A 23805-nucleotide genomic window follows, 5' to 3' on the forward strand; every position below is an offset into this window, starting at 1 on the left:
AGGTGTATCACAAAACGACCGGATACCGTATATTTAACGGCTTCAACCTGTTCTTCATCGCGGCCGTCTCGCTGCTGTGTGTGCTGCCGCTTGTCCATATTCTGGCGGTTTCCTTCAGCGGTAAAGCGGCAGCTTCCGCCAATCTGGTAACGCTCTGGCCGATTGATTTTACCGTCGATGCCTATACCAAAACGTTTGGTAACAGTAACTTTCTCAGCGCACTCTGGATCTCGGTGCAACGTACTGTTTTCGGTACACTGCTCAGTATGGTTCTGGTCACCCTGACGGCATATCCTCTATCCAAGGAAAGTCTGAATTTCAAGGGACGTTCGCTGTATGCGTGGTTTTTCATCTTCACGATGCTGTTCAGCGGCGGACTGATCCCGTCCTATATCCTGATTCAAAAGCTGGGACTGATTAACACCCTGTGGGCTCTGATTTTGCCTGGGGCTGTGGCGGTCTGGAACCTGATTCTCATGATGAACTTCTTCCGTAACGTGCCCAAAGAGCTCGAAGAAGCAGCGTTCATCGATGGTGCCAACCATATCACTACACTGTTCCGTATTTATCTGCCCGTATCCATGCCGGCCATTGCGACGATCTCCCTGTTCACGATGGTGGGGCAATGGAATTCCTGGTTCGACGGACTGATCTATATGAATGACGCAGCCAAATACCCGCTCGCTACGTTGATGCAAACCATTATCGTACAGCAGGATTTCTCCAACATGAATGTCGATGCAACACAGCTTCAGAACATGTCGCAGCGTACTGTTAACGCAGCCCAGATCTTTATCGGGGCACTGCCGATCCTGCTCGTGTATCCGTTCTTGCAGCGATTCTTTGTAAAAGGTATTGTGCTTGGGGCTGTAAAAGAATAGGGTTCGTATACTGAATGCATTCGCATAAATTCGCATAAATCATCCCGAGGTTCATAACGCATTTATTTACTTCGGGATGATTTCCCGCGAATGGCGTTGTTATATTCATTAATGAGTTCATCCAGAACCATCGATTGACGAATGACTTCCGGATGCCACAGTTCTTTATGAGAATTTGCAATCTGGTAGAGCCTTTGTCTTGCCTTTTCAATACATTCCTGAATGGTTTCCGGATTATGCACCATACTCCCGCCCCCTGTTGTCCTTCAATATCCTCCATCCAAAAAAGACCATCTAATATAATATTCGGAACAAAGGGAGCTGCACATTACCCCAAAATCGAATTTATGGATATTTTTTCTTGTCCAGGTTGAAATAAGGATGAGCTATGGACTCAGATGATGCAAAATATGAAAAATACCGGATAGGCTTATCAGCCTAATCCGGTATTTTTTGTACCCATTCGATATCTATTCATCTTAATCCAATATCCTCAAAACGATTACCAATCGTTTCTGGGAAGGCCTGTTTAATGGCATCGATGGCTCGCTGTTCCGTTTCCCTCGCCTGCTTAATCAGGTTAATCACCCTTAGCACATGCCCTGGCTCCTTCGCATCCCATGCTGCTGAATCCTCAACCTTCTCCATCATTTGTGCATATAGGTCTGCGAGTAACGCATACTCCTGCACCACATGATTCATCTGATTGGATAAATGCCCAAGCTCTGCAACATAGACGGCCATATCCTGTCTTGAATTAGCATAATAGCGCAGGACCTTGGCGGCTTGATCGGTTTCATATATTCCGGATTGCAGTGCAGCAGCAATGGCTGCATATGCAGCAGGTCCACAGGCGTAATCCTGGGGTGGCAGCATATAGTCATGGGTTTCCCATTTGTACACAGCCTGGATTAATGATTCCTTGCACAATTCCCATACGTCTACGGTTGTATGAGATTCAAGCACCTGATAGTACCAGTATGGTGTACTATTCCGACCAAAAGAATCATAGGGCAGACGAATGACTTCATTTCCTTTACTTTCACAGATAAACAGTACCTGCTCCCCATCATCATATCCCGTGCAAATGACAAACTGATCATGCCACAGAATAGCGCCCACACCCCGGTCAATAGATGCCTTGATAGCCAGCAGGGCCTGCTTCTGATAGAGCGGAAAGGTCGGCTCGAACGAAAATCCCGCTGACTGACTCGCTGTCACACCAATGAAATCAGCTGCTACAAAGTTCTCCGCCATCCAGTTGTACGCCGAGATCGATTCTGTCGTCAGACGCCGATCCACTACTAATCGAAACACATTTGCGGTCATCCCCGCAATCATATGACGCGGTAAATCCGTCCACTGTTTATGCACCAGAATCCGGTACATCGCATCTATATAGGAGCCTGCTCCGTTCCATGATATGTGTTCACATGCAGAATTTCTGCTCTGTGGAACATAAATTAAATCCAGCAATATTTTGCTTCCCATCGTCTAAGCCTTCCTTTCCTACCTCGCCGAGTGTGCTCCCCACCGGGGTACAGTAGTCCTTTTACGGTCAGGATACTTTAGAGAGATCAAGCGAAAATAATCAACAGCCTGTTCTTCCAATGCTTTCGCTTCCAATAAAGCCTGTGCCAGCTTCTCTGTGGCGTCTGCCTGTATGATCCATTTGTTATTCTCCTGAATCATGCATTCCTTCATCTGGAGAATCAAAGCTCCAAGCTGTTCATAGCATGCATAGGCTTGGTCCAGTTCAGTCCATATCCCTCTCGCATCCTGCAAGTACATCTGAATTTCAGTTCGCGACTGGCAATAGGATTGCAAAATATACGCAGCACCCGATGGATCGTAATCTCCACTCCGAAGGGCTTGCACCCACACCTCATACGCCAACCTGCCCGAAGCGATATTTCGATCAGGCAGCAATCGATAAGGGATATCCCAATCCTCTATCGCCAATCTCAATGATTCCAGCAGCATCTGTTGTTCGGGGATATGTACCTGTTCACCAAAAACCTGACAATACCAGAACCCGGTGAAGTTTAATCCGAAATTGTCATACAGTAAAATCTGGGGTTCCTTACTCCAGCCGTCTTGCACATAAAAGATGCGATCACTGTCATCATAACCATGAATGACACCAAATTCCGGAATCCAGTAGATCACCCCGATGCCTCCATCCAGACTGCGCTTCACCCAATTTACTGCATCCTGCTGGTAATACCCGAATGTGGAATGACGTGTGCGTCCTCCATCACTAATCGTGAATATTCCCAAATTATCGATTCCTTGGCGATGGGATTCGCCCCATTGACCGTAAGCTGTAACCGACATATGCAGCAGTCTGCGGTGTACCGAAAGTTTGAATGCCATGCCCGTATATCCAGCGAGCACATATTTAGAACCCTGAAACAGACCCGCATGGGTTAATATGGCGTGCAGGCTATCCACATACGATTTGGACTCTCGCTTCATCATCAGGTTTTCTAACAAAACTTCAGTCAAAAAAAGTCTCCTCTCCATGGTTGTTCTAATTCACGTCAACCTTGCGCTGTATTGCAAGTCTGTCGATTATTCCTTCAGCACTTTGCTGAAGCTTTCGCCTAAGCCACGTTGGAGACAACAGTTCCTCCCACTCACTAAAGAACAAATGCTGTAGAAAAGCATCTGTGTCATAAAATTCAATAAAGTGAATCTCATCTTGCTTCGCCCGAATCCGATATCCTTGCCACAGGTCTGTTTGCTGCACTTCTTTCAACCTTATCTCAGCGACAAACGGTTTACGAACAGGCAAAACCTCTTCCCATACACCCAGCAACCCGTCTGTTTGACACTGAAACGTCTCGTTCGTCATCTGCACATGAATCATGCCCTCCAGCCGGATGGCCGTTTGCTGTAACGGGTCCATTTCATAACCAATCACATAATCGGCGTTGAACTGGGACATCATCCTCAATGGACACCAGGTAAATTGCCGTTCTCCGGCATGATCTCTGTAATGAATATGTACTTTGCGCGATTCGGCAATCGCATGGGACAAAATCTCAAAGAACTGAAGCTGCTGCGGATCTGCCTGAAACACAGGAAGCTGACTATTTCCAGTCTGCTGCTCCTCAAGTGTAAAACGCTCCAGCAAATGTGCTACACGTTTCACCGCATCCGACTGGTCATAATTGTAATGCCGATAACGATGTGCCAGATACTTAAGCACCCGCTGCTCTTCTTCCGTCATATATAAATGGGGCAGCCGGTAGGTCTGATCCTCGTAACAATACCCCCGATATTTTGCTATATACACCAGGGGGGCACGAAGGGAAATTGACATATATTCAATATCACGCTGGGCCTGCCGCCTGGATATCTCAAATTCCCGTGCAAGCCAGCTGCTGTTTGGAAAACGTCCGCTTCGAATCTGCCCGTCAAACCAGTGAATACGATGCATATTGCTCATTTCCCCGCCCCCTGGTTCATTCCGTATTAAGTAATTGTATTATACCAAAAGACATGGCCTGTTCCGAAGAACAGACCTGTTATGTTATACGGTTACCTTGTCCACTCTGGACTGCACAGCTTTGGAGCATTTCTTGCATACTTTCAGACTTGTACCATCTGTTTTGGTTTGCGAATACAACAATTTAATCCGTGTACTGCTGCACACCGGGCATGTTCCTCTTCCTCGGGATGGTAGATTCCACAGGACGCGTCCTCTTTTTGTTTTTGCCAACGTTTGTGAACCTCTTTTCGATAGGGTTTATGTGTTCACCGTTATTATAAAGGGCATGGTACGACATAGAATGTCGCAGCAGTATGGAACATGCCAAGCATAAAAAAATGTCCCCTCTTCAGCTTGAAGAAAGGACATTTTTCAGGAATCATGTATTTCAGACTGAGCTGCCGCTTGTAACAAAGGCTGCAACAGACCAGGAAAACGCACTTCCAGATCCTCGGATCTTAGCGTCAGGAAATGCTGTGTACCTTGCACTCTCACCCGAATGACTCCGGCTTCCCGCAGGGTTCGAATATGGTGTGACATCGTGGATTTCACAACAGGTGCACGAAAATGACTGCATGGCTGCTCACCACTTCTGGCTGCTTCCGTTACAATCCCTAGACGGATGGGATCACTTAAAGCGTACAATACGGAGGAAAGTTCAATATCCTCCACTTGGGGATGGTGTAAAATCTTCATCGTTGTAGTCTCCTTTTTTTCAGACTATCCATTGTATTTTAACACAGTTCCATGATATATTTCTAATGTTCGATACCAATCGAACTTATAAACCTATTTCGTTTATGTATCCCCTGCTGTCAGGCATGGGATTCACACATACCCCATTTTGCAAATGTTACACTCCGTTTCTGAAATGTTGCGAAATACAAATTAAACTGGGAGGTTTTTATGAACAACACCGCAGCTGCATCATCTGGGGAACGGACAGCAGGAATACAGGAAGGCTTAATCGTAGGTCTGCTGGGCTTCACGGTTGTACTTGTCGTTATGAACACGATGATGTTCAATCTGGCATTGCCCAAAATTGCAGCCGAATTTATGCTTTCATCTGTCTCTTCTTCCTGGATTGTCACCGGTTATTCTATCGTTTTTGCTATTTCCTCAATTACGTTCTCACGTCTATCGGATTTTGTACCAATTCGCACCCTGTTTACGACCGGTCTTACCTTGCTTGGTGCGGCATCCGTCCTTGGCTTCTTCAGTAACCATTTTATCCTCCTGCTCATTGCACGTCTGATTCAGGCTGCGGGCGCAGCTTCTGTACCGGGGCTCGCCATCGTGCTTATTACTCGTTACATTCCAAGTGACCGCCGGGGTAAATCCATGGCTGTTGTCATGTCTGCAAGCTCACTGGGTCTTGGACTCGGACCTGTGATCGGCGGCAGTATTACACAGTTTCTCGGATGGCATGATCTGTTTATCGTTACCGGACTAACCTTGTTTCTCATTCCTGTATTCTTCAGACTGCTTCCAAGTGAAATGCCGAAAAAGGGTTCATTCGACTTGCTCGGCGCGCTGCTACTGGCGATCGGAACAACTGGTGTCCTGCTATTCCTGACTTCACGTGAATGGGTAACCCTTGTCGTTGGTGCGGCTGCACTGGTTCTGTTCTGGTTGCGTATTCGCCGTGCGACTGATCCCTTTGTTCAACCGGCCCTGTTCAAAAACAAAAAATATATGATGCTCAGCTCACTCGGGATTGTATCGTACATTAACAACTTCTCAACGCTGTTCCTGCTGCCACAGATTCTGGCACATCTGTATGCCCTCACTCCGGCCCAATCCGGGCTCGTCATCTTCCCGGGTGCAATTGTATCCATGCTGTTATCGAATCGGATCGGCCGCATGATTGACCGGCATGGCAATACACAACTGCTCAAATTTGCACCTTGGTTGCTGCTCGCTGCTGCAGGACTGTTTGCTCTATTTGCAGACGACAGCATCTATGCCATTATGGCCGTATACATTCTGCTTAGCGTAGGCTTCTCTGCATTGACAACCAGCGTATCCAATGAATTGTCAGGCAATCTGACGATGGATCAGGTCGGTGCTGGCATGGGACTGTTTCAGCTTAGCCAGTTCTTCAGCGGTGCATTTAGCGTTGCGGTAACTGGTGTGGCATTGACCGCGATGCAGCAAATGCCATTATCATCAGCTTACACCAACATTTTCTGGGGCATGACCGTGGTTGCTCTGGCATCCATTATTTTCTCACAAGTGTATCTGAGAATGCAGTCACGGAAGAAAACTGTCGCTTCACACTAAGCAGTTTAAAAGGCTCGCAGTAGACTCTTCATATAAGAAAGCCAGGGATTGGACCGATGGGGTCTGATCTCTGGCTTTTTTGGTATTTTATTAGGAAAAATTATCCCTCCGTATTACTTTCTCTCTGTTTTTCTTATATGATAACCAGATAGTATATGTATTTAGAGAACGATAAAACCAAGGGGATGTCTACTCACATATGAAGCTTCAAAAGTTTAATTCACTATTTCGTATCCCTACATACCGGCTGTTTCTCATTTGTATGTTGTTGCAAGGCATGGCTATTTCAATCAGCGCTCCCTTTCTGGCGGTCTACTTTACAACCCGTCTCGAAGTATCCATCGCTACATTTGGACTATTCACTGCAGTAACTCTTATGGCGGGTGTGCTATTCAGTTCCTGGATCGCCAGACGATCAGATCAACCCGGGGCTCGCAAAGTAATTTTGGTGACTGCTACGGTTTGCAATGCCCTTGCTTTTGCCGGGTACCTGTGGATCCACGACTTCACTCTATTGTTTATCTACATGACGGTGATGACTGCAGTCGGCTCACCCGCCATGCCACAATTGTTCGCAGCTGCAAGAGAAGCGGTTAATGCCGCAACGGACGTCGATCATGCTGTGGCCAATTCCACCTTGCGCTCCGCGTTTTCACTGGGATTTATTACGGGACCTTTACTCGGAACTTTATTGATTGCGTACATTGGATACACCGGCATATTCAGTTCAACATGTCTTATTTTTTTAATCAATGCACTATTATTTTTCTTTCTCTTAAAAAAGGCTCCCGAGCCTTCTGCACTCCGTCCATCTACAGGTGGCATACACATGAAATTGCATCAGGATGCAAGAATCTATATGCCTTTTCTCATTACTACACTCCTGTATATGGCACATTGGATGAATAACCTGAATGCATCACTGTTCATTATTCACCATCTGGGCGGGGGGACCCGGGAAGTTGGCTGGATCGCCAGCCTATGCGCGGGGCTTGAAATTCCCATTATGCTAGGCTTGGGCCTGCTCGCCTCAAGGTATCCAAACCGCTTACTCATGTTATGGGGCTCTCTGGTGGGTGCCGCTTATTATGTCATTGTTTTGTTCTCCAGTGAACTGTGGCACTTGCTGGCAGGGCAGCTATTGCTCGCATTCTTTGTCGCTGTCATCTCTGCTATCGGTATCAGTTACATGCAGGATCTGCTTCCGTCCATGCCCGGCTATGCGTCGACACTTTATTCCAATGCTTCCACGTTGGGAAGATTATTTGGCAGTCTGATAGGGGGATGGGCAGCCGGGGCGTGGGGGTATCGAAATTCATATTGGGTATGCCTGCTGCTTGTTCTGCTTTCGTTAGGCATGCTAATTGTCACACAACAATTTTCAAAAGAGAAACGTCAGACGCTCTCACTCTAAACAGATCCGGATCGAATTCTTAGTAAACGTAAAAACACGAACACACCAAAGCCCCACCAAGGACGCAGCAATAGCGTTCTAGTAAAGCAAAAAATCCTTCCATTCCCTTTAAGCGGGAGGAAGGATTTTAAATTTGCCCTTCTGGGGCGAAGCTCTAGGATTGACTGCATCTCCAAATCAAGTTATACGGAATGTGCAGCTTTCATCTGGGCAGCCAGCTCAGACATTTTTTTATTGTTCAAATAGCTCTCCATCTCTTCTTCCGCACGAACCATCACCTGCTGAATCAGGCAGCCTTCGTTATGATCCTGTGAGCATTCGAACAGGGAAGCCTTGCCTTCAATCGCATGGATAATCTCCAGAAAAGAAGGATCCGGATTCTTCCGGCTAAGCCGATAGCCACCATTGGCACCCGAAGTTGATTCGATCATGCCGGCTTTGACCAGCTTCGTCAATATTTTGGATAAATAGGTTGGAGATACTTTCTGCATCTCAGCTAATTGATGTACACTAACCAGTTGTTCCGGTTCGGTCGCAACCAGAAAAAGCATGGTGTGCAGGGCATAGTTTGTAGCTTTCGAATATTTCATGAGGGCACCTCATTATATACGGATTTAATTTATCTATAATAGACTTGATTGAACGCTCTGTCAAACGTCGAAAATTCCAACAAAATCAAACAAACGGGGACATCTGCACATTTAACTGTGATAAAGCCCGCGATAATCCGTTGGAGTCATGCCCTCATGAGCTAGAAATTGGCGATTGAAATAACTGGCATTGGGATATCCCGCCTCCTCGGCGATCTGCCCAATGTTGGCCATTGGACGTTCCAGCAGCCACTGCTTCGCCATCTGCAGCCGGGAACGGGTTATAAATTCCATCGGGGTCATCTCCACGGCACTCTTGAACATTTTGCAAAAGTAATACGAACTTACACCCGCCTTATCCGCCCAATCCTGTAACAAAAATGGCTGGCATGCCTCCTGCTGCATCTGTGGGAGCAGTCCAAGGATACGACTCTCGGCCTTGCTCGTACGTGTGCTTTTCAGTGGAACAGCATGCTGCACAAACTCGGCCAGCACAGCGTAAGTCAGGGTAGATAGTTGGGCTGGACGCAGCATCCGGTTCTGCTCGGCCTCATTCAGTAGAGCCATATGTGCTTCTTCCCACGGAGCCTGCTGCCGCAGCGTCCACAGCAGATTACGATGCAACCCCCGCTCAATCATATAATCATGCAGCCGTTCGCCGTAAAAATGAACCCATCGCACATCCCATGGATCGTCCTCGCTGCTGTAGTAATGCTGCCGCTGCTGCGGGAAATATAGTACAGCCTGGCCCGCTCGAAGCTCATGCACTACCCCCTCCACTTCCACGTACCCCTTGCCAGAAGCAACGTAGTGAATATTGAAGTTGTTAAGTGCGCCTGCCTCCCGTAATACGGTGTGCTCGGGGTGGTCGATATAAAGTCCAACGGACTCTGGATAACAAAAATAGGGAATATCCTGCAAGGTTAGCAGTACCGTCTGTCTCATCATGGCCTATTCTCTTTTCTAAACAATATTGTGTTAACTCACTTCAATATATTATCATTTTCATTCATTCATCTATTACTTATAATCACAATATACATTCATTCATAGGAGGAAACAACAAATGAATTCAGATCGAAAATTGCGCTGGGGAATTCTTGGTAGCGCTAGCATTGCCGTACGATCCGTTATTCCAGGTTTGCAGCAATCCGAGTTGAATGAAGTGACCGCCATTTCCAGCCGGGATGAAGAAAAAGCGAAACAAACCGCTGACCAACTCGGCATTTCTCAAGCTTATGGCAGCTATGAAGCTTTGCTTGCTGACGATTCCATTGATGCGGTCTATATTCCGCTTCCGAACCATCTGCACCGGGAATGGACACTCCGTGCCGCTGAAGCTGGTAAACATATTTTGTGTGAAAAGCCCTTGGCACTAACGGAGCAGGAAGCTCAGGAGATGGTGCAAGCCTGCGAAGACGCCGGTGTTCATCTCTCCGAGGCACTCATGTACCGACACCATCCACGTTATGATCAGATTAAGGATATTATCGCCAGCGGAGAAATTGGTGAAGTCCGCGGCATTCATAGTACATTTTCGTTCAACAGTTCCGGCTCGACGGGCAATGTCCGTTTCCGACGTGATTGGGGCGGCGGTGCTCTGTATGACATCGGTTGTTATTCCATCAGTGCAGCACGGTTACTGCTTGGTCAGGAGCCTTCGGCCGCGACCGTCATTGGCATGTTCTCTCCCGAGCATGGTCATGTGGATATGATGGCATCCGGCTTGCTTGAGTTCGACAATCATATTGGCGTGACCTTTGACAGCAGCATGTGGGCTGCCTTCCGCAACACACTGGAGGTGCTTGGTTCAGATGGCATCATCGAGGTACCATCTGCTTATATCAGCAATCCAGACCGCGGCTCCAACTTCTTCGTAATTGTTGACGGCGAGCGTAAAGAAATTGAAGTCCCACAGGTAAACCACTACTCCCTTCAGGGAGACGACATGGCACGAGCTGTGCTTCAAGGTAAGGCTCTGCGCTTCGCTCCATCCGATGCTGTAGCCAATATGAAAGTACTCGAAGCTTGTCTTCGTTCGGCAGAAGAACGTACACGAATCACACTATAAGAAAAGGGGATGAACTGAATTATGGAATACATTGAAATTGCTGGTGCAGGCAAACCGATCTCCCGATTGATTAAAGGAACCGATTATTTCTACAATGATTCCTATGAGAAAGCAGCTACGAACATGGATGCATTCCTGGCGATTGGCGGTAATACCGTTGATTCCGCGCATATCTATTGTGGCGGGCAGAGTGAAGAAGTGCTCGGACGTTATATGCAGGAACGGGGTAACCGTAACGAGATCGTTATTTTGACCAAAGGTGCACATCACGATCAGAATGGTCCACGTGTTAACGCTGATGCTATCCGCAGCGATCTTCTTACCAGTCTGGAACGGCTTCAAACCGAACATGTGGAGCTCTATGCCCTGCATCGGGATGACCCAAACATCCCCGTTGGTGTAATTCTTGAAGCGTTGAACGAACATATTGAATCCGGTAAAATCGGCGCGATCGGCGCCTCCAACTGGACCTGGCAGCGGCTGGAGGAAGCTAACGCATATGCAGCCGCTAATGGTCTGAAAGGTTTCACATTCAGCAGCCCGAATCTCAGTCTTGCCAAAGCAAACGAACCGTTCTGGGCAGGCTGTGTATCGGCAGACGAAGAAACGCTGGCATGGCATGAGCGCACCAAGCTTCCTTTGCTGTCCTGGTCATCTCAGGCTCGTGGCTTCTTTACCGGACGATTCACACCTGAAGTGCGGGATAATGAAGATCTGGTTCGTGTATTTTACAGTGACGGCAACTGGGAACGTTTGCATCGGGCGGAACAATTGGCCGAGTCCAAAAATACCACGCCAATTCAGATTGCACTTGCTTATGTATTAAACCAACCATTTCCGACCTGTGCGCTGATTGGCGCTCAAAATCGGGAAGAGCTTCTGTCCTGTGACGAAGGTTCCCGTATCACATTGACACGTGAGGAACTGAATTGGCTGGACCTGGGCAGTAATGTAAAACCAAGCGTTTAATTCAAATATGTGCTGTGATCCAACCTTAAAGGTTAAGGGGCTGACTATTCCGCAATGTAGCGGAGTGGTCGGTCCCTTGTATTCTACATATATGATTGTCTTGAAAAAAGTAATAAAAAGAGACTACCTACCAGAAATATTTTTCTGGAGGTAAGCCCCTTTTTAATATGAAATAGTCAAACTTTTAAAGTATTGACGATAAAATCGTAACGATTACAGCTTCACAATCTGACCTGTCTTCTCGGATTCGAATGCTGCCAGAATGACTTGCAGGGAACGCAGACCTTCTTCACCGGAAATGCTTGGAGGTGTTTGCGTTACAATTGACTCTACAAAAGCATCAATGACGCCGCTTGGTACTTGTTTCTCGTTCGTAGCCATCGCACCAACTTTGTATGTCTCAACCGTTCCGTTGGTCAGTTCAACAATAACCTCGTCGCCTTCTAACGTTCCGATCTTCATCACACCATTTTCACACCACAGAACCGTACTGTTATCTCCTGCTCTGTATTGTGTCCAGCTGGCAACCAGCGTACCGATAGCACCGCTCTTCATACGCAGCAGGCAAGTTGCGTTATCGTCCACTTTGGTATTTTCCTTGTGCAATGTGCTGATAAATCCAGCAACTTCGGACACTTCATCATCCAGCAAATAACGGATAAAGTCCGATTTGTGCACGCCCAGGTCACCCATGGCACCCATAATCGCTTCTTCTTTACGGAAGAACCAGCTTTCTGCACCGTCTACGCTCCAGCCTTCCGGACCCGGATGACCAAAGGAAGTACGGAAATTCAGAACTTTGCCGAGTTTGCCGGAATCCAAAATTTCTTTGGCTTTTATGTGCGGAGGCATCAAACGCTGGTTGTGTCCAACCATCAGATACACACCGTTTTTCTTGGCAGCTTCGATCATTTGCTCGCCTTCTTCGGTTGTAACCGCCATCGGCTTTTCTACCAGTACATGCTTGCCGGCATTCGCCGCAGCAATTGCCATCGGAGCATGCAGGTAGTTCGGCGTACAAACGCTGACTGCATCCACTTCTTCGCTTGCAAGCAACTCTTCGTAGCTGGAGTAAGCTTTACCGCCGTAAGTTTCGGCCATCTTCTCTGCACGCTCCACGATCGGATCGGCAAAAGCGACAAGTTCTACGTTCTCATTGGCAGCGTATTCTGGAATATGTCTGCGCTCGGCAATGGCTCCACAGCCGAATACAGCAACTTTAATTTTACTCATGTACAAATGTCCCCTTTGACAAATAAATTAGAATTGGTTCAGGTAATTCTGCTTCAACCAGTTATGGCTGTTAGCTACGCTTTCAAGCGGTGGATTCTGGCAAACGTCCTGTTCCACGATCAGCCATTCTACACCTGCACTTGTAGCTGCTTCAATAACAGCTGGCAGATTAACCGAACCTTGTCCCAGTTCCAAAGTCTTCATCTGACCCTGTTCGTCTTTGCTGAAGTCTTTCAAGTGAAGCAGCGGCAAGCGGCCTGCATATTTATTGATGTACTCAATCGGATTTTGTCCGGCAAATTGTACCCAACATACGTCCATTTCCACTTGAACCGCTTCAGGTGTCGTTTGAGCAAACATTGCATCAAAGGCATTTTCGTCGCCAACCTGACCGTGGAATTCGAAATCATGGTTATGATAACCGAAGATCAGACCTTGTTTGGTTGCTTCTGCACCATATTGTTGCAATTCGTTAAACAGTTTGGTCCAGCCTTCTGCATTCTCTGGACGATCTTCAGGCATCAGGTAAGGGCAGATCATATATTGAGCACCAATGGTTTTGAGGTAGTCGATTTGTTGTTGTAAATCTTCACGCATCGCATGCAATGAAACGTGGCTGCTGAAACCTTTCAGTCCAAGCTCATCCAACAGCGCTTTCATTTCTTCTGCAGGAATGTCACCATATCCGGCGAATTCGACACCTTCATAACCAAGCTCTGCTACCTTACGCAACGTTCCACGGAAATCTGCTGCAGTTTCATCACGGAGCGTAAACAATTGCAAACCAATATTAAGTTTTTTCATATTAGATACACCTCTGCTCTCAAATTTGCTTTCATTGCTCTATCTGGTATCATACTAACGCAAAACAGGCTAGAATGAACATATACAATATCGTCAGAACATGAACTATCTGATCAAATTTTTCAATTTGGAGGATTACATCTTTTGGAAACCTCAGTACTGATCTGTGACTATTCCTATCACTATAAGGCGTTTAACCACAATATGAAGGGCGAGTTGCAAACGTACTTGTTCCGTCTGCAAACCGAGGGCTCTTGCAAGGTATATGTACAGGATGAAGAATTTAAGATGATTGGCGGGGATTTACTGCTGCTCAAACCCGGGGACGACTATCATCTCGTTGTTGAAGAACCTCACAAGGAGGGCAGGTTGTCCAGCGGAGACTATTATTTGTTCTGTGAAGGGACGTGGATTGAAAGCTGGTGGAAGCGTCACCATCGGTCCACCGTGAGTCACATCGGACTGGATGATAAATTGGTGAGCCTCTGGCGCAATATGCTTCTGGAGAAACGTCGCGGACCACTGGAGGAAAATATAGAACTGAGTGACGCACTGCTGCGGGGCTTGTGCCTGTATATCGATCGGGCCATCAAGGAGAATATTCAGACGGATCGATCTGTTTCTTCGACGCTGAAGCTGAAACGATTCATCGAAGAGCATGCTACCGTGACCTTCAAACTCGAAGAAGCCGCACGCTACGCAGGACTAAGCCTGTCTCGTGCGGTGCGATTATTCAAGGAGCACTACGGCCAAACGATGATTCAGTATGCGATTGAGATTCGGCTGAACGCTGCCCTGGAGCGTATGAAGTACAGCGATATGACCCTGGAGCATATTGCCGAAACCTGCGGCTTTGCAAGCTATTCCTATTTCCACCGGGTATTCCGTTCCCATTTTAGAATGTCCCCTGCTGAATATCTCAAATCCCAGGCCCATCAGTCCATTGATCTGGAGCATTTATAAGGGTTAGTTGTGACTTGATTCTCTCCTTACTTCAGGAAGAAAGCAGCCGATTCCCCACCTGCCACTTTCTTCCAAAAAAACTCTCCTAATTCACATGACGCTACAACCACAAACCTGTATAGTTAAATATAGTATTCTTATAGATTCATACATACTCAAACTTATAATCTATTAATCTACAATTTGGAGAGATTTCAATGGAATCTAAACGCAAAATTCTCATCATTGAGGATGAACATGATATTTCACGCATTTTAAGAGACTACTTGACCAAGAACCAGTATGAAGCAGCAGTAGCCAGTAACGGGCAGGACGGGTTGCAGATGATGGACATTCTGCAGCCGGACTATATTATTCTGGACATCATGCTTCCGGATATGGACGGAATTGATGTATGCCGGGAAATTCGCCGGAGAAACAACATTCCTATTCTTATTTTGAGCGCAAGGGGAAGTGACACGGACAAGGTTCTCGGCCTGGGGTTCGGGGCGGATGACTATATGACCAAACCTTTTTCCCTGAGCGAATTACTTGCCCGAATCAATGCCCACTTCAGACGATATGACAGTCTGAGTAAAGAACGTGATCTCACTCACCTGCTGCGTTTGTCTAATCTGGAAATTGACAAGAAAGCCTATAAGGTTACCCTCAACGGGAATGAAGTTTCTCTCTCCGCCAAGGAATTTGAGCTGTTGTTTTATCTGGCAAGCCATAAGAATCAAGTGTTTTCCAAATCCCAGTTACTTGACGCGATTTGGGGATATGCCGAGTATGGAGATGAAAATACGGTTACCGTGTACATACGAAGATTGAGAGAAAAAATCGAAGCAGACCCTTCCCGCCCTTCTGTTCTGAAAACAGTGTGGGGCGTCGGATACAAATTCAACCATGAATAAGTGGGATGGGAGACGACTGTATGTCACTACACACCTGGACCAAACGTTGGCTCAAAACGTCATTAACTCTCCTGTTTATTCTCATTGCATGCAGCCTCGCTTTCTTTCTTGATTTACTTATAGGCAGACATTCAGGTGAATCCAATCTGGCAATCAATCAGGTTCGTCTCAAGGTTAACCCCATTCTGCTCCAACTGGAGCAAACCCATGATCAATTGAATGATTCCAATATCCAGGAACAGTTGCGTTCCCTCGCCGAGAAAAGCATCGTTGATTTCGACTATGTCGGATTGGATGGAACAGTGCTGCTATCCTCCACTCCTTCCTTCGAGGGCAGAAAGATTAATCTGCGATCTGAATTGCATTATGATCTGAATCATGCTTTAGAAGCTATGGATGGGAGAAATTCACTTAACATCGCTTTTCCTGTTATGGACGGCCCGGTGGGCAGACAGATCGGTAACGCCATTTTTACGATTCCGCAGTCGCTTGTCATCGTTCAGAAGTCCTCTACGTTCACTTTTTTTGTCCTGGGAACCCTGTTTATAATCTCCCTCATCCTGGGGCTTCTACTGATCGTTATGAAACGTAAGATCAGAAAACGAGTGCTCTCCCCTATCCAGCAGCTGAAGCAACATGCTGAATTCATTCTCAAGGGACAGTATGATGAGCAGATCCAGTACAACCGGACAGATGAAATGGGCGAACTGTACGCCATGCTGGATCTGATGCGCACCGAAATTATGCATTTGAGTGAACAGCATATTAGGCAGGAGAAGGCACAAAAAGAACTGATTACGAATATATCCCATGAACTCAAAACTCCGATTACAACTGTAAAAGTATACATAGAAGCCATTCTTGAAGGGTTGTGCTCCGATGAGGAGACGCTGATGGAGTACATGGAGATCATGCGTACTCATACGGACAAAACAGCTCGTCTCGTTGAGGACCTGCTTGTACATGCCTTGCAGGAGCTGGGCCAGATTTCGGTGGAGCCGCGTGAAATGTACAGCCTTTCTGCATTCGAAGCCATGTTGAAGCCCATCGGACATATCGTACGATTGAACGGCCTGAATTATGAGGAACCTGAGCACATTCCCAATGTGCTCATACGAATGGACCCCATACGAATCGAACAGGTTTTATCCAATCTCGTATCCAATGCGCTCAAACATACTGTTCCGGGAGACTCCATTCGCATTAATACAGTACTGGATTCGGGACAATTCCGGTTCAGTATTTCTGATTCGGGGCAGGGAATAAGGGCGCAAGATATGCCTTTTGTATTTGAGCGGTATTTCAGGGAAAATTCCTCATCGTCCTCAAGGAATGTACATGAAGGAACCGGCCTCGGTCTGTCCATCTGCAAAAGCATTATCGAAGCGCACGGGGGGCATATTTCCTTTTCGAGCAAAGAAGGTCAGGGTACCCAGTTTCAGTTCACTCTTCCGATCTGCTGAGCAGTTAAGTAAATTTCCATTGTCTCACCCAAAGCACACTGTAATACTTTATTCATAATTTGATAATTCTTCCTCAACATCCTCCCCATAGAATGAACCGTATACTGCAGTGGGGAGTGATCCGCTTGACCAAAACAAACATTATCCGGGCTCAAAACTTGTGCAAAACATACAATACTGGAAGTGAACAATACCACGCCATACGAAATGTCGATCTTGATATTTATGAAGGGGACTTCACGGTCATCATGGGCAATTCTGGTTCAGGCAAATCCACGCTGTTATATCTGCTGAGCGGACTGGACCAAGTGACAGCCGGGGAGGTTTACTTCCGTGATCAGCGCATTGATACCTATAGTGAAAGGGAAATGTCCGAATTCCGCACTCGTAGAATTGGCTACATCTATCAGAGCATCAACCTGGTGCCCGACCTTTCCATTCAGGACAACATTGCTTTGCCTGGATATATTGCCGGTAGTAAAAGAAATGAGATCAAGGCACGTACTTCCCATCTCATGAAGGCAATGGATATTGATGGACAGAACAGCCGCCTTCCCTCCCAAACATCGGGAGGACAGCAGCAACGGGCAGCAATCGCACGCGCACTGATTAATTCACCTGACATTATCTTTGCGGATGAGCCCACCGGGAGCCTTAATCATGACCACGGGAAAGCGGTACTGGATATCCTGACCGATATCAACCGGAAGGGACAGTCGGTCGTCTTGGTTACACATGATATCCAGGCAGCGTGCCGGGCTGATCGTCTGATCTTTATCCGGGATGGCAAGGTTGGTGGTACCCTCGAGTTTGACAAATATGACGAACACCAGATACAGGATCGGGAATCAATGGTCTTCGCGTTTGTATCGGGAAAGGAGTAATTTATGGCTGCCATGTTGAAACTGAGCCTCTCCTACCTGAACAAAAACAAAATACAAAACGGGTTCATCACCCTGCTCATTTTGCTATCGACCCTTCTGGTATCCACTGCGGTCATCATTCTGGCCAATACAGGTAACCTATTTAACGAAATGCACAACCGAACCAATGGGTCTCATCAAATACTGACGTTTGATAAAGGGCTGAATGACCCTACAGCCGTGCATGACTGGTGGGCAGCCCAGGACGGAGTTGAGGTGTCACCTCTGCTGACTTACCGTACGCTGTCTGGCATCACTTTCAAAGGCACAGATATTCCCAACCTGTATCTGTACATGATGAATACCCCTTCACCACCATGGGCTGTGGATGAATTGGTCTTCTCAAGCGGTACACAGAGCTCTGCTCCAGCACAGGGGACGATATGGATTCCCACTTCCATGGCGAATGGCTATGATATGGCTGTAGGAGATACCGTTAATTTCAAGACCGGGTCGACCACCCTTGATCTTCGCGTTTCCGGGATTGTAGTCGATGTGCCTTATGGGGCACCTTTCACTAATACGGCAAGGATCTGGATGAACAGTACAGACTACCAGAGTGATTTTCAGGCAATCGCAGGAAAAGATAATCATATGATGGGCATACATTTTGACGATTATCATACGAATTCCAGCTATTGGGAGCGTTATGCCAGCGAGACGGGTGCACCATTTCTGGAAACCAAGATGGAGTTTGAGAGCATCTCTTCCTTCTATCTGATCATCAATCAGATTATTGGATTCATTATGATTTTCCTGGGGGCTGTCATGATGGTTATCGCTCTCATCACCATTGGATTTACCATTTCGGATGCCATTCTGGCCAACTACAAAACAATAGGGATTCTGAAATCACTGGGATTGACCTCCGGGAGAACAATCGGTACCTATGTTATTCAATATGCTTTACTGTCCATCATTGCCGTTATTCCAGGACTGGCGATGAGCGTGTTTGTATCCAAATTCATTATCAACATTTCTGTGTCTTCTCTGCGAACTGGCAATGGAGATGTACCGATGGAAGGCATCGGAGCAGCCATGTTAGTCGGCATACTGCTGTTTGCGCTGGTAATATTATTCGTTGTGTTATACGCCAAAAAGGCGCGCAGCATCGAGCCTGTTCAAGCCATCCGCTACGGTATGTCGGAAACAGAAAATACCCGGTTGGCCCGACGCATGAATTCGCCTCTAGCCAACCGGGTTGGATTTGCCCGGCTGCCAGTAGCCGCCGTCATTGGCATACGAAATCTGATCAAGAATACCAAGAGCTCTGTTCTGATGCTGCTGTTAACCACGATGGCTGCCTCTGTGCTTGTCCTTGGATATGTTGTACTGACCAGCATTACCGGAATCTATCAGACGGCGGCCAAATGGGGTTATGACAATGCTAACATTGCCGCAGTCGTTGTAAACAAAACTACGTTTCCGAGAGCAGAGCTGCAGAACGTATTGGAAGAAGACCCTCGCATCAAAAATGTGGGCTGGCAAGGGAACATCACCGGAGTTATCCTTCCAGATGATTCAACCGACGTGGCCAGCCAGTCTACCAGTCTTTATCTAAGAGTACTGGATGGAAGCTATCAAGATCTTGGTTTTGAGACGTTGAGAGGAAACAATCCGGAACTCGAAAATGAAATTTCAATCGGGGTTAGTGTTGCCAAGATGTTCAACAAGGATATGGGAGATCTCATTGATCTCTACATTGAAGGAGAGAAGCGCACGTTCATGATTTCGGGCATCTATCAGGCCATCTCCGACTTGTCGGTATCCGGAAGAATCACAGCTCAAGCGGTTCGAAGCGTGAATCCGGATTACGGAGATGTAAATGTCGCGTTTATCAATGTCAACGATCCTTCACAGGCAGGAGCCATTGCTAACCAATTGAATGAGCGGTTCAAAGACTCTGCTTCCATCGTCACGCAAAAAACGCTGCTGGATTCTGTTTATGCAGAAGCTGCAAGCATTTTTGTGTACCCCATGGCTCTCATCGGTCTGTTGTTTATTCTGGTTACGTTCATTATCATTTTCAGTACCTGCCGGATTAGCATTCGCAAAGAAAGTAAAACCTACGGAATTTACAAGTCCATAGGCATGACATCCCGAAGAATTCGATTGTCAGTTGCACTGGGGGTTGCAGCTCTTTCCACAATTGGGGCAATTCTTGGAATCGTCGTAGGTGTATATATGCTGCCAATTCTGCTTGAAAAGGTCCTCTCCGGATACGGAATTGTACAGATTCCCCTCATCCTGAACTGGGGAGGCATACTATTATTTGCATGCATGAGCATTCTTGCAGCAGCTCTGGGCTCCTGGGTATCATCCAGAGTGATTCGTGATGCTTCCCCACGCATTCTGGTCGTTGAATAATACTAAACGTATGAAGAATGAAGGAGGCATAACATGCGCAACGTTTATAAAAGAGCTCTCGTTGCTTTGGGTTCAGTCGGTCTGTTGACTGCATGTACAAACAACCCCATCACACCCCACTCTGGCGAAAGCACTTCCCAGGGAGCAGAGTCCGGATGGATGAAGCTGATCAGCAGTAATGCCATTAACAAGGAGCTTGCCGAAGTAAACCTGCAAGAAGTATCTAACACGCTGATCATTGAAAATGCTGTTGGGAATATTGAGATACGTCGCAGCGAAGACACGGGCCTCCGTGTACGAACAACCTTTCAGGCATTAAATAATCGTTCCGGTGAATCCACGCTGGAGGAGCTGGCCCAGAATGCAGAAGTCTCCTTGATAACCAAAGGGAAAAAGTCTTCCGTTCAGATTCACCCCAAAGGCCAGGATGGAACAGATCTGTGGTCTTGGGCCGATAAAAATCTGGGAAACTCCCATTTTACCGTTAACTATGTTGTTGAGGTTCCTTCCCATGTCGCAGAATATGAAATATCCACAGAGGTAGGCAACATTTCACTCACTGGTCTAAAGGGGAGTTATGACGTATCCAACAATGCAGGATCGATTGATCTTGCGGAATTAGAAGTAGATGGGAAATCCTCGGTTAAATCCGATGCGGGTACCATTCGTCTCGATTTGAATAATCTTGGGGATGGAAGCCAGCTCAAAGTTTCAACGGAAGTGGGTACTGTTAAAGCCTTAATCCCTTCCAACCTGTCATATACGCTAAAAACAGAGACAGATCTGGGCACAGTCTCGGGTGCTGCCAAAGGAAGAACAGATGTCCTTGGCGGCGGCCCTCAGCTCTCCATCAAGACTTCCGTAGGTTCCATTACAGTGGAGAACAAATAGCAGGACAGCTCACAACATTCACTGGTACGAACTTCTTTGCAGCTAACTTAAACAGTTTATAGCTTGTATTCCTTGAATAAACAACACAATAAGAGCTCTTTCAAATCCGTTATGGATATGAAAGAGCTCTTAACATTTCGAAATCCACATGGCAACAACCGTGAGGCTATCAGGCTCAGGCTGTTCACCAACAATTAAATATCATCATCCATTTGTGGATAAAGGAAATCTCCAACCTCATCTTTAATCCGTCGATGATCCATAATCTGTGATTTTCATTTTCACATCATAGGTCACGGGAATCTGACTAAAGGTTTCATCCCAATTTTTTTTGACCTTTTTCCATACCTTCGGGTATTTGATCCGCAACTGCTCTCCAAATCCGGCCACTTCCACCCGATAGGTGTCCTGCATTTTGTTCATGACCTGCTGTATTTGTTCTTTGGCTGTATCAGCGAACTGAACCTCACATTCCCGAATGTACTTTTCCGTAGAAGGAATTTCCGGAGCACTCCAATCTTCCATGAGCTGACCTTCTGATTCAACCTTTACATGAAAAGAAATGTCATCTCCGTGGACTTTTGGCACAATTTTGCTCTTCGTAGACTTGATTTCATAGACTATCGTATGTTTCTTTTTCGGTGCATACGATTTTAAGGCCCCTCCCTTAGCCTCCCCAGTGATCCAGGACAATCCTTGAAGGTCCACCTGATTTAAGGAGCCGATCCACTTTTTCGTTTTCCCTTTATAGACGCCTGCGCCTGAGAATTTATGCTCCCCATCAGCAGTAAGGACATTTTGCAGCAAAAAGCTTGATCCTGACTGCATTTTGCCATCAAGTTTCGCGAGGGATACAGGAGGAAGAATTTTATTGGTACGATATGCATTATTCACCAACCCCCTCAAATAAAAGGCTGGGATTTCTCCCGGCTCCTTGGAGCTAAGAGCATCCAAAGCGCGTCCTTTGCTCACCAGAACAAGGGAACTGGGTCGGATATCATTGTCCCGCAAAACAAAATCAAGCAGCTGCTCCATGCTATATTTCTTCGACAACTCTTGGGAAACGACAATAACCTTTAAATGATGACCAATGAGCGGACGGTCTCTTCTTAGAGCAAACTGACGAAAGATCTGAAAAAGGGAATCTCCGGTCAACTGTTCATTCAAAAAGGTTTGTCCGCCGGAAGAACCACTGGAACTGCTTTGATTTTCCTGTTTTCCCCCAACACGTGGGACAATCTGTACGGTAGATGTAAATACATTGTTTTTGGGATAATGACCTCCTTGTTTATTAATGTCCTGTTCAAATTTCGATTCCTCAGCGACGTCCAGTCCCAGACCCACATAGACACTTAAATCTTCGATCTCTTTACTGCTCCAGCAACCTGAGGTAAAAACCAGCAGGGCCGTTGACAAAAGGGTTAATTTCTTTCTGATCCTGTTCAATTGTACTTGCCTCCTTTCTTTCGGAACATGCTCAACAACAGAAGCAATAGTGGCAAAACACCAAACAAATAAATGGATACATTCCCCAAAGCATCTCCGAGTTTGAACGTTTCGTCCACGTTCTGCGGAAGCATAGCAGTGATGTAACTGATCGGGAGCAGAATGATCAGAAAAGGCAGCATTTTTTTCTTGAACAATTGAGAACATCCAAGAGAAGCGGCATAATGCGTGATTGTAGACGTAGAGAAAATTTGCATAATCCAAATAACCAGCAGCAGGGATTCGAACCGTTCAAAGAACAATCCCTCAATCTCAAAACTGCGCATCAAATCAAGGGTTGGCCACGTTCTTGTTCTCATGCCTTCAATAGATAAACTGCCAACAACCATAACCAATGTGATGAGGTAGATCACCATAGGGATAAGGATTCCCCAGACCATGGCTTTCTTGCCCTTCTCTGGATTTTTCATAAATGCCATCACCACAAACATGACTTCATAACCCGTATAGGCAAGCACCGAAGATTTTAGCCCTTTAAACACCGGCATGATCCCCTCTCCCAGCACAGGTCTCAAATTATTGATCTCAAACAGACTGCTGCTCAGAAAAATGGCCAGTACAAAAAGAATAAGCGTAATGGGTAAAATGATCTCATACAAACGCGCCATGGAGTTGATCCCTCCTGAGATCAAATAAAAGCCGATCCACATAAACACCATGACAATGGCCCACACCGGGGTTCCCTCCAATAAATATAATCGGGTGACTTCAGCCATCACCCTGATTTCAAAGGCAGAGATGACAAGGAAATACAGGATGATCGCAGCTCCCAAAATATAAGCAATCCACTTCCCTGTGATTTCCTCAGTGAATTGAAAAACGGTCTTCCCTGGGAATCTTCGGCACAGGGTCACCAGGATTATACCCAGCAGCATAACTAACAGAGCGGACAATATAATTGAAATCCACACATCAGGCGTTTTGACCGCCGTTACCGTAGTTCGGGGAAGTGTTAGTATTCCTGCACCGAGCATGTAATTGATGATAAAGACTGCGGCTTGAACTGTCGTCAGCTGATCCTGTTTAGGATTCATGATCCACCTCCTGAATATCGG

23 protein-coding genes are annotated in these 23805 nt (G+C 46.5%); 11 read left to right on the top strand and 12 right to left on the bottom strand.

All coding sequences use genetic code 11. The features are described 5' to 3' along the window. Positions 1-2: 2 nt before the first annotated feature. Positions 3-881, top strand: a complete 879-nt coding sequence (locus tag P364_RS0117980) for a carbohydrate ABC transporter permease (protein ID WP_024631475.1) — start codon at positions 3-5, stop codon at positions 879-881. Positions 882-943: 62 nt separating this feature from the next. Here the strand turns inward: P364_RS0117980 and P364_RS0117985 are convergent, their stop codons facing one another. The 6 genes from P364_RS0117985 to P364_RS0118005 form a co-directional block, all read right to left on the bottom strand. Then, positions 944-1126: an aspartyl-phosphate phosphatase Spo0E family protein gene (locus P364_RS0117985; protein WP_024631476.1), complete on the bottom strand. Its 183-nt coding sequence runs from the start codon at positions 1124-1126 to the stop codon at positions 944-946. 229 nt (positions 1127-1355) lie between these two features. After that, entirely contained in the window at positions 1356-2372 is a 1017-nt protein-coding gene (locus P364_RS0117990) for a hypothetical protein (protein WP_024631477.1), read from the bottom strand. A gap of 18 nt (positions 2373-2390) precedes the next feature. Beyond that, positions 2391-3389, bottom strand: coding sequence for a hypothetical protein (locus tag P364_RS0117995; RefSeq protein WP_024631478.1), 999 nt, complete (start codon positions 3387-3389; stop codon positions 2391-2393). 25 nt (positions 3390-3414) lie between these two features. Continuing rightward, positions 3415-4335, bottom strand: a complete 921-nt coding sequence (locus P364_RS0118000) for a helix-turn-helix transcriptional regulator (RefSeq protein WP_024631479.1) — start codon at positions 4333-4335, stop codon at positions 3415-3417. An 84-nt stretch (positions 4336-4419) separates the two neighbouring features. Further along, entirely contained in the window at positions 4420-4608 is a 189-nt protein-coding gene (locus P364_RS36920; RefSeq protein WP_072735590.1) for a hypothetical protein, read from the bottom strand. A gap of 141 nt (positions 4609-4749) precedes the next feature. After that, positions 4750-5073, bottom strand: coding sequence for an ArsR/SmtB family transcription factor (locus P364_RS0118005; RefSeq protein ID WP_024631480.1), 324 nt, complete (start codon positions 5071-5073; stop codon positions 4750-4752). 210 nt (positions 5074-5283) lie between these two features. Between P364_RS0118005 and P364_RS0118010 the strand changes: the two genes are divergently transcribed. Together P364_RS0118010 and P364_RS0118015 are read left to right on the top strand one after the other, a co-directional pair. Beyond that, positions 5284-6660: an MFS transporter gene (locus P364_RS0118010; RefSeq protein WP_024631481.1), complete on the top strand. Its 1377-nt coding sequence runs from the start codon at positions 5284-5286 to the stop codon at positions 6658-6660. A gap of 199 nt (positions 6661-6859) precedes the next feature. Next, positions 6860-8074 carry a sugar efflux transporter gene (locus P364_RS0118015; RefSeq protein WP_024631482.1) on the top strand — a complete coding sequence of 405 codons (1215 nt, stop codon included), beginning with the start codon at positions 6860-6862 and terminating at the stop codon, positions 8072-8074. 182 nt (positions 8075-8256) lie between these two features. On the opposite strand, the gene P364_RS0118020 is transcribed toward P364_RS0118015, so the two are convergent. Beyond that, positions 8257-8664, bottom strand: coding sequence for an Rrf2 family transcriptional regulator (locus P364_RS0118020; RefSeq protein WP_024631483.1), 408 nt, complete (start codon positions 8662-8664; stop codon positions 8257-8259). A gap of 111 nt (positions 8665-8775) precedes the next feature. Continuing rightward, a complete protein-coding gene (locus tag P364_RS0118025; protein ID WP_024631484.1) occupies positions 8776-9612 on the bottom strand; it encodes a helix-turn-helix transcriptional regulator in 837 nt (278 codons plus the stop codon). A gap of 118 nt (positions 9613-9730) precedes the next feature. Here P364_RS0118025 and P364_RS0118030 point away from each other — a divergent pair, with 118 nt between their 5' ends. Beyond that, on the top strand, positions 9731-10735 hold the full coding sequence (locus P364_RS0118030) for a Gfo/Idh/MocA family protein (protein ID WP_024631485.1): 1005 nt from the start codon (positions 9731-9733) through the stop codon (positions 10733-10735). Positions 10736-10756: 21 nt separating this feature from the next. Further along, complete coding sequence (locus tag P364_RS0118035; protein ID WP_024631486.1) at positions 10757-11704, top strand: aldo/keto reductase; 948 nt, start codon at positions 10757-10759, stop codon at positions 11702-11704. A gap of 213 nt (positions 11705-11917) precedes the next feature. Here P364_RS0118035 and P364_RS0118040 read toward each other — a convergent pair whose 3' ends face one another. Both P364_RS0118040 and P364_RS0118045 read right to left on the bottom strand, forming a co-directional pair. After that, positions 11918-12937: a Gfo/Idh/MocA family protein gene (locus tag P364_RS0118040; protein ID WP_024631487.1), complete on the bottom strand. Its 1020-nt coding sequence runs from the start codon at positions 12935-12937 to the stop codon at positions 11918-11920. A 27-nt stretch (positions 12938-12964) separates the two neighbouring features. Next, complete coding sequence (locus P364_RS0118045; protein WP_024631488.1) at positions 12965-13741, bottom strand: sugar phosphate isomerase/epimerase family protein; 777 nt, start codon at positions 13739-13741, stop codon at positions 12965-12967. Between the two features lie 144 nt (positions 13742-13885). Between P364_RS0118045 and P364_RS0118050 the strand changes: the two genes are divergently transcribed. The 6 genes from P364_RS0118050 (at position 13886) to P364_RS0118075 (ending at position 21244) form a co-directional block, all read left to right on the top strand. Next, entirely contained in the window at positions 13886-14704 is an 819-nt protein-coding gene (locus P364_RS0118050) for a helix-turn-helix domain-containing protein (RefSeq protein WP_024631489.1), read from the top strand. Between the two features lie 197 nt (positions 14705-14901). Further along, positions 14902-15600 (top strand): response regulator transcription factor, encoded by a 699-nt coding sequence (locus tag P364_RS0118055; protein WP_024631490.1) that lies wholly within the window; start codon positions 14902-14904, stop codon positions 15598-15600. 20 nt (positions 15601-15620) lie between these two features. Continuing rightward, positions 15621-17063, top strand: a complete 1443-nt coding sequence (locus P364_RS0118060; protein WP_024631491.1) for a sensor histidine kinase — start codon at positions 15621-15623, stop codon at positions 17061-17063. 125 nt (positions 17064-17188) lie between these two features. After that, positions 17189-17947 carry an ABC transporter ATP-binding protein gene (locus P364_RS0118065; RefSeq protein WP_024631492.1) on the top strand — a complete coding sequence of 253 codons (759 nt, stop codon included), beginning with the start codon at positions 17189-17191 and terminating at the stop codon, positions 17945-17947. A 3-nt stretch (positions 17948-17950) separates the two neighbouring features. Next, positions 17951-20353: an ABC transporter permease gene (locus P364_RS0118070; RefSeq protein WP_024631493.1), complete on the top strand. Its 2403-nt coding sequence runs from the start codon at positions 17951-17953 to the stop codon at positions 20351-20353. Between the two features lie 33 nt (positions 20354-20386). Next, positions 20387-21244, top strand: coding sequence for a DUF4097 family beta strand repeat-containing protein (locus P364_RS0118075; protein WP_024631494.1), 858 nt, complete (start codon positions 20387-20389; stop codon positions 21242-21244). Positions 21245-21487: 243 nt separating this feature from the next. On the opposite strand, the gene P364_RS0118080 is transcribed toward P364_RS0118075, so the two are convergent. Then, the gene (locus P364_RS0118080) at positions 21488-22690 is read right to left on the bottom strand and encodes a Ger(x)C family spore germination protein (protein ID WP_024631495.1); all 1203 of its coding nucleotides are present in this window, start codon (positions 22688-22690) and stop codon (positions 21488-21490) included. Further along, positions 22687-23784, bottom strand: coding sequence for a GerAB/ArcD/ProY family transporter (locus tag P364_RS0118085; RefSeq protein WP_029881075.1), 1098 nt, complete (start codon positions 23782-23784; stop codon positions 22687-22689). Before P364_RS0118085 ends, P364_RS0118080 begins: the two co-directional genes overlap by 4 nt. Positions 23785-23805: the final 21 nt, after the last annotated feature.

The organism is Paenibacillus sp. MAEPY2, assembly GCF_000499205.1.
In the GTDB taxonomy this organism is placed as follows: domain Bacteria; phylum Bacillota; class Bacilli; order Paenibacillales; family Paenibacillaceae; genus Paenibacillus; species Paenibacillus vandeheii.

Excerpts from the sequence above, each read along its gene's own strand:
- P364_RS0118085 (WP_029881075.1), bottom strand. The coding sequence starts at position 23,784 with ATGAATCCTAAACAGGATCAGCTGACGACAGTTCAAGCCGCAGTCTTT.
- P364_RS0118020 (WP_024631483.1), bottom strand. The coding sequence starts at position 8,664 with ATGAAATATTCGAAAGCTACAAACTATGCCCTGCACACCATGCTTTTT.
- P364_RS0118055 (WP_024631490.1), top strand. The coding sequence starts at position 14,902 with ATGGAATCTAAACGCAAAATTCTCATCATTGAGGATGAACATGATATT.
- P364_RS0118040 (WP_024631487.1), bottom strand. The coding sequence starts at position 12,937 with ATGAGTAAAATTAAAGTTGCTGTATTCGGCTGTGGAGCCATTGCCGAG.
- P364_RS0118060 (WP_024631491.1), top strand. The coding sequence starts at position 15,621 with ATGTCACTACACACCTGGACCAAACGTTGGCTCAAAACGTCATTAACT.
- P364_RS0118070 (WP_024631493.1), top strand. The coding sequence starts at position 17,951 with ATGGCTGCCATGTTGAAACTGAGCCTCTCCTACCTGAACAAAAACAAA.
- P364_RS0118025 (WP_024631484.1), bottom strand. The coding sequence starts at position 9,612 with ATGATGAGACAGACGGTACTGCTAACCTTGCAGGATATTCCCTATTTT.
- P364_RS0118035 (WP_024631486.1), top strand. The coding sequence starts at position 10,757 with ATGGAATACATTGAAATTGCTGGTGCAGGCAAACCGATCTCCCGATTG.
- P364_RS0118030 (WP_024631485.1), top strand. The coding sequence starts at position 9,731 with ATGAATTCAGATCGAAAATTGCGCTGGGGAATTCTTGGTAGCGCTAGC.
- P364_RS0118005 (WP_024631480.1), bottom strand. The coding sequence starts at position 5,073 with ATGAAGATTTTACACCATCCCCAAGTGGAGGATATTGAACTTTCCTCC.
- P364_RS0118075 (WP_024631494.1), top strand. The coding sequence starts at position 20,387 with ATGCGCAACGTTTATAAAAGAGCTCTCGTTGCTTTGGGTTCAGTCGGT.
- P364_RS0118045 (WP_024631488.1), bottom strand. The coding sequence starts at position 13,741 with ATGAAAAAACTTAATATTGGTTTGCAATTGTTTACGCTCCGTGATGAA.
- P364_RS0117985 (WP_024631476.1), bottom strand. The coding sequence starts at position 1,126 with ATGGTGCATAATCCGGAAACCATTCAGGAATGTATTGAAAAGGCAAGA.
- P364_RS0118010 (WP_024631481.1), top strand. The coding sequence starts at position 5,284 with ATGAACAACACCGCAGCTGCATCATCTGGGGAACGGACAGCAGGAATA.
- P364_RS0118015 (WP_024631482.1), top strand. The coding sequence starts at position 6,860 with ATGAAGCTTCAAAAGTTTAATTCACTATTTCGTATCCCTACATACCGG.
- P364_RS0117990 (WP_024631477.1), bottom strand. The coding sequence starts at position 2,372 with ATGGGAAGCAAAATATTGCTGGATTTAATTTATGTTCCACAGAGCAGA.
- P364_RS0118000 (WP_024631479.1), bottom strand. The coding sequence starts at position 4,335 with ATGAGCAATATGCATCGTATTCACTGGTTTGACGGGCAGATTCGAAGC.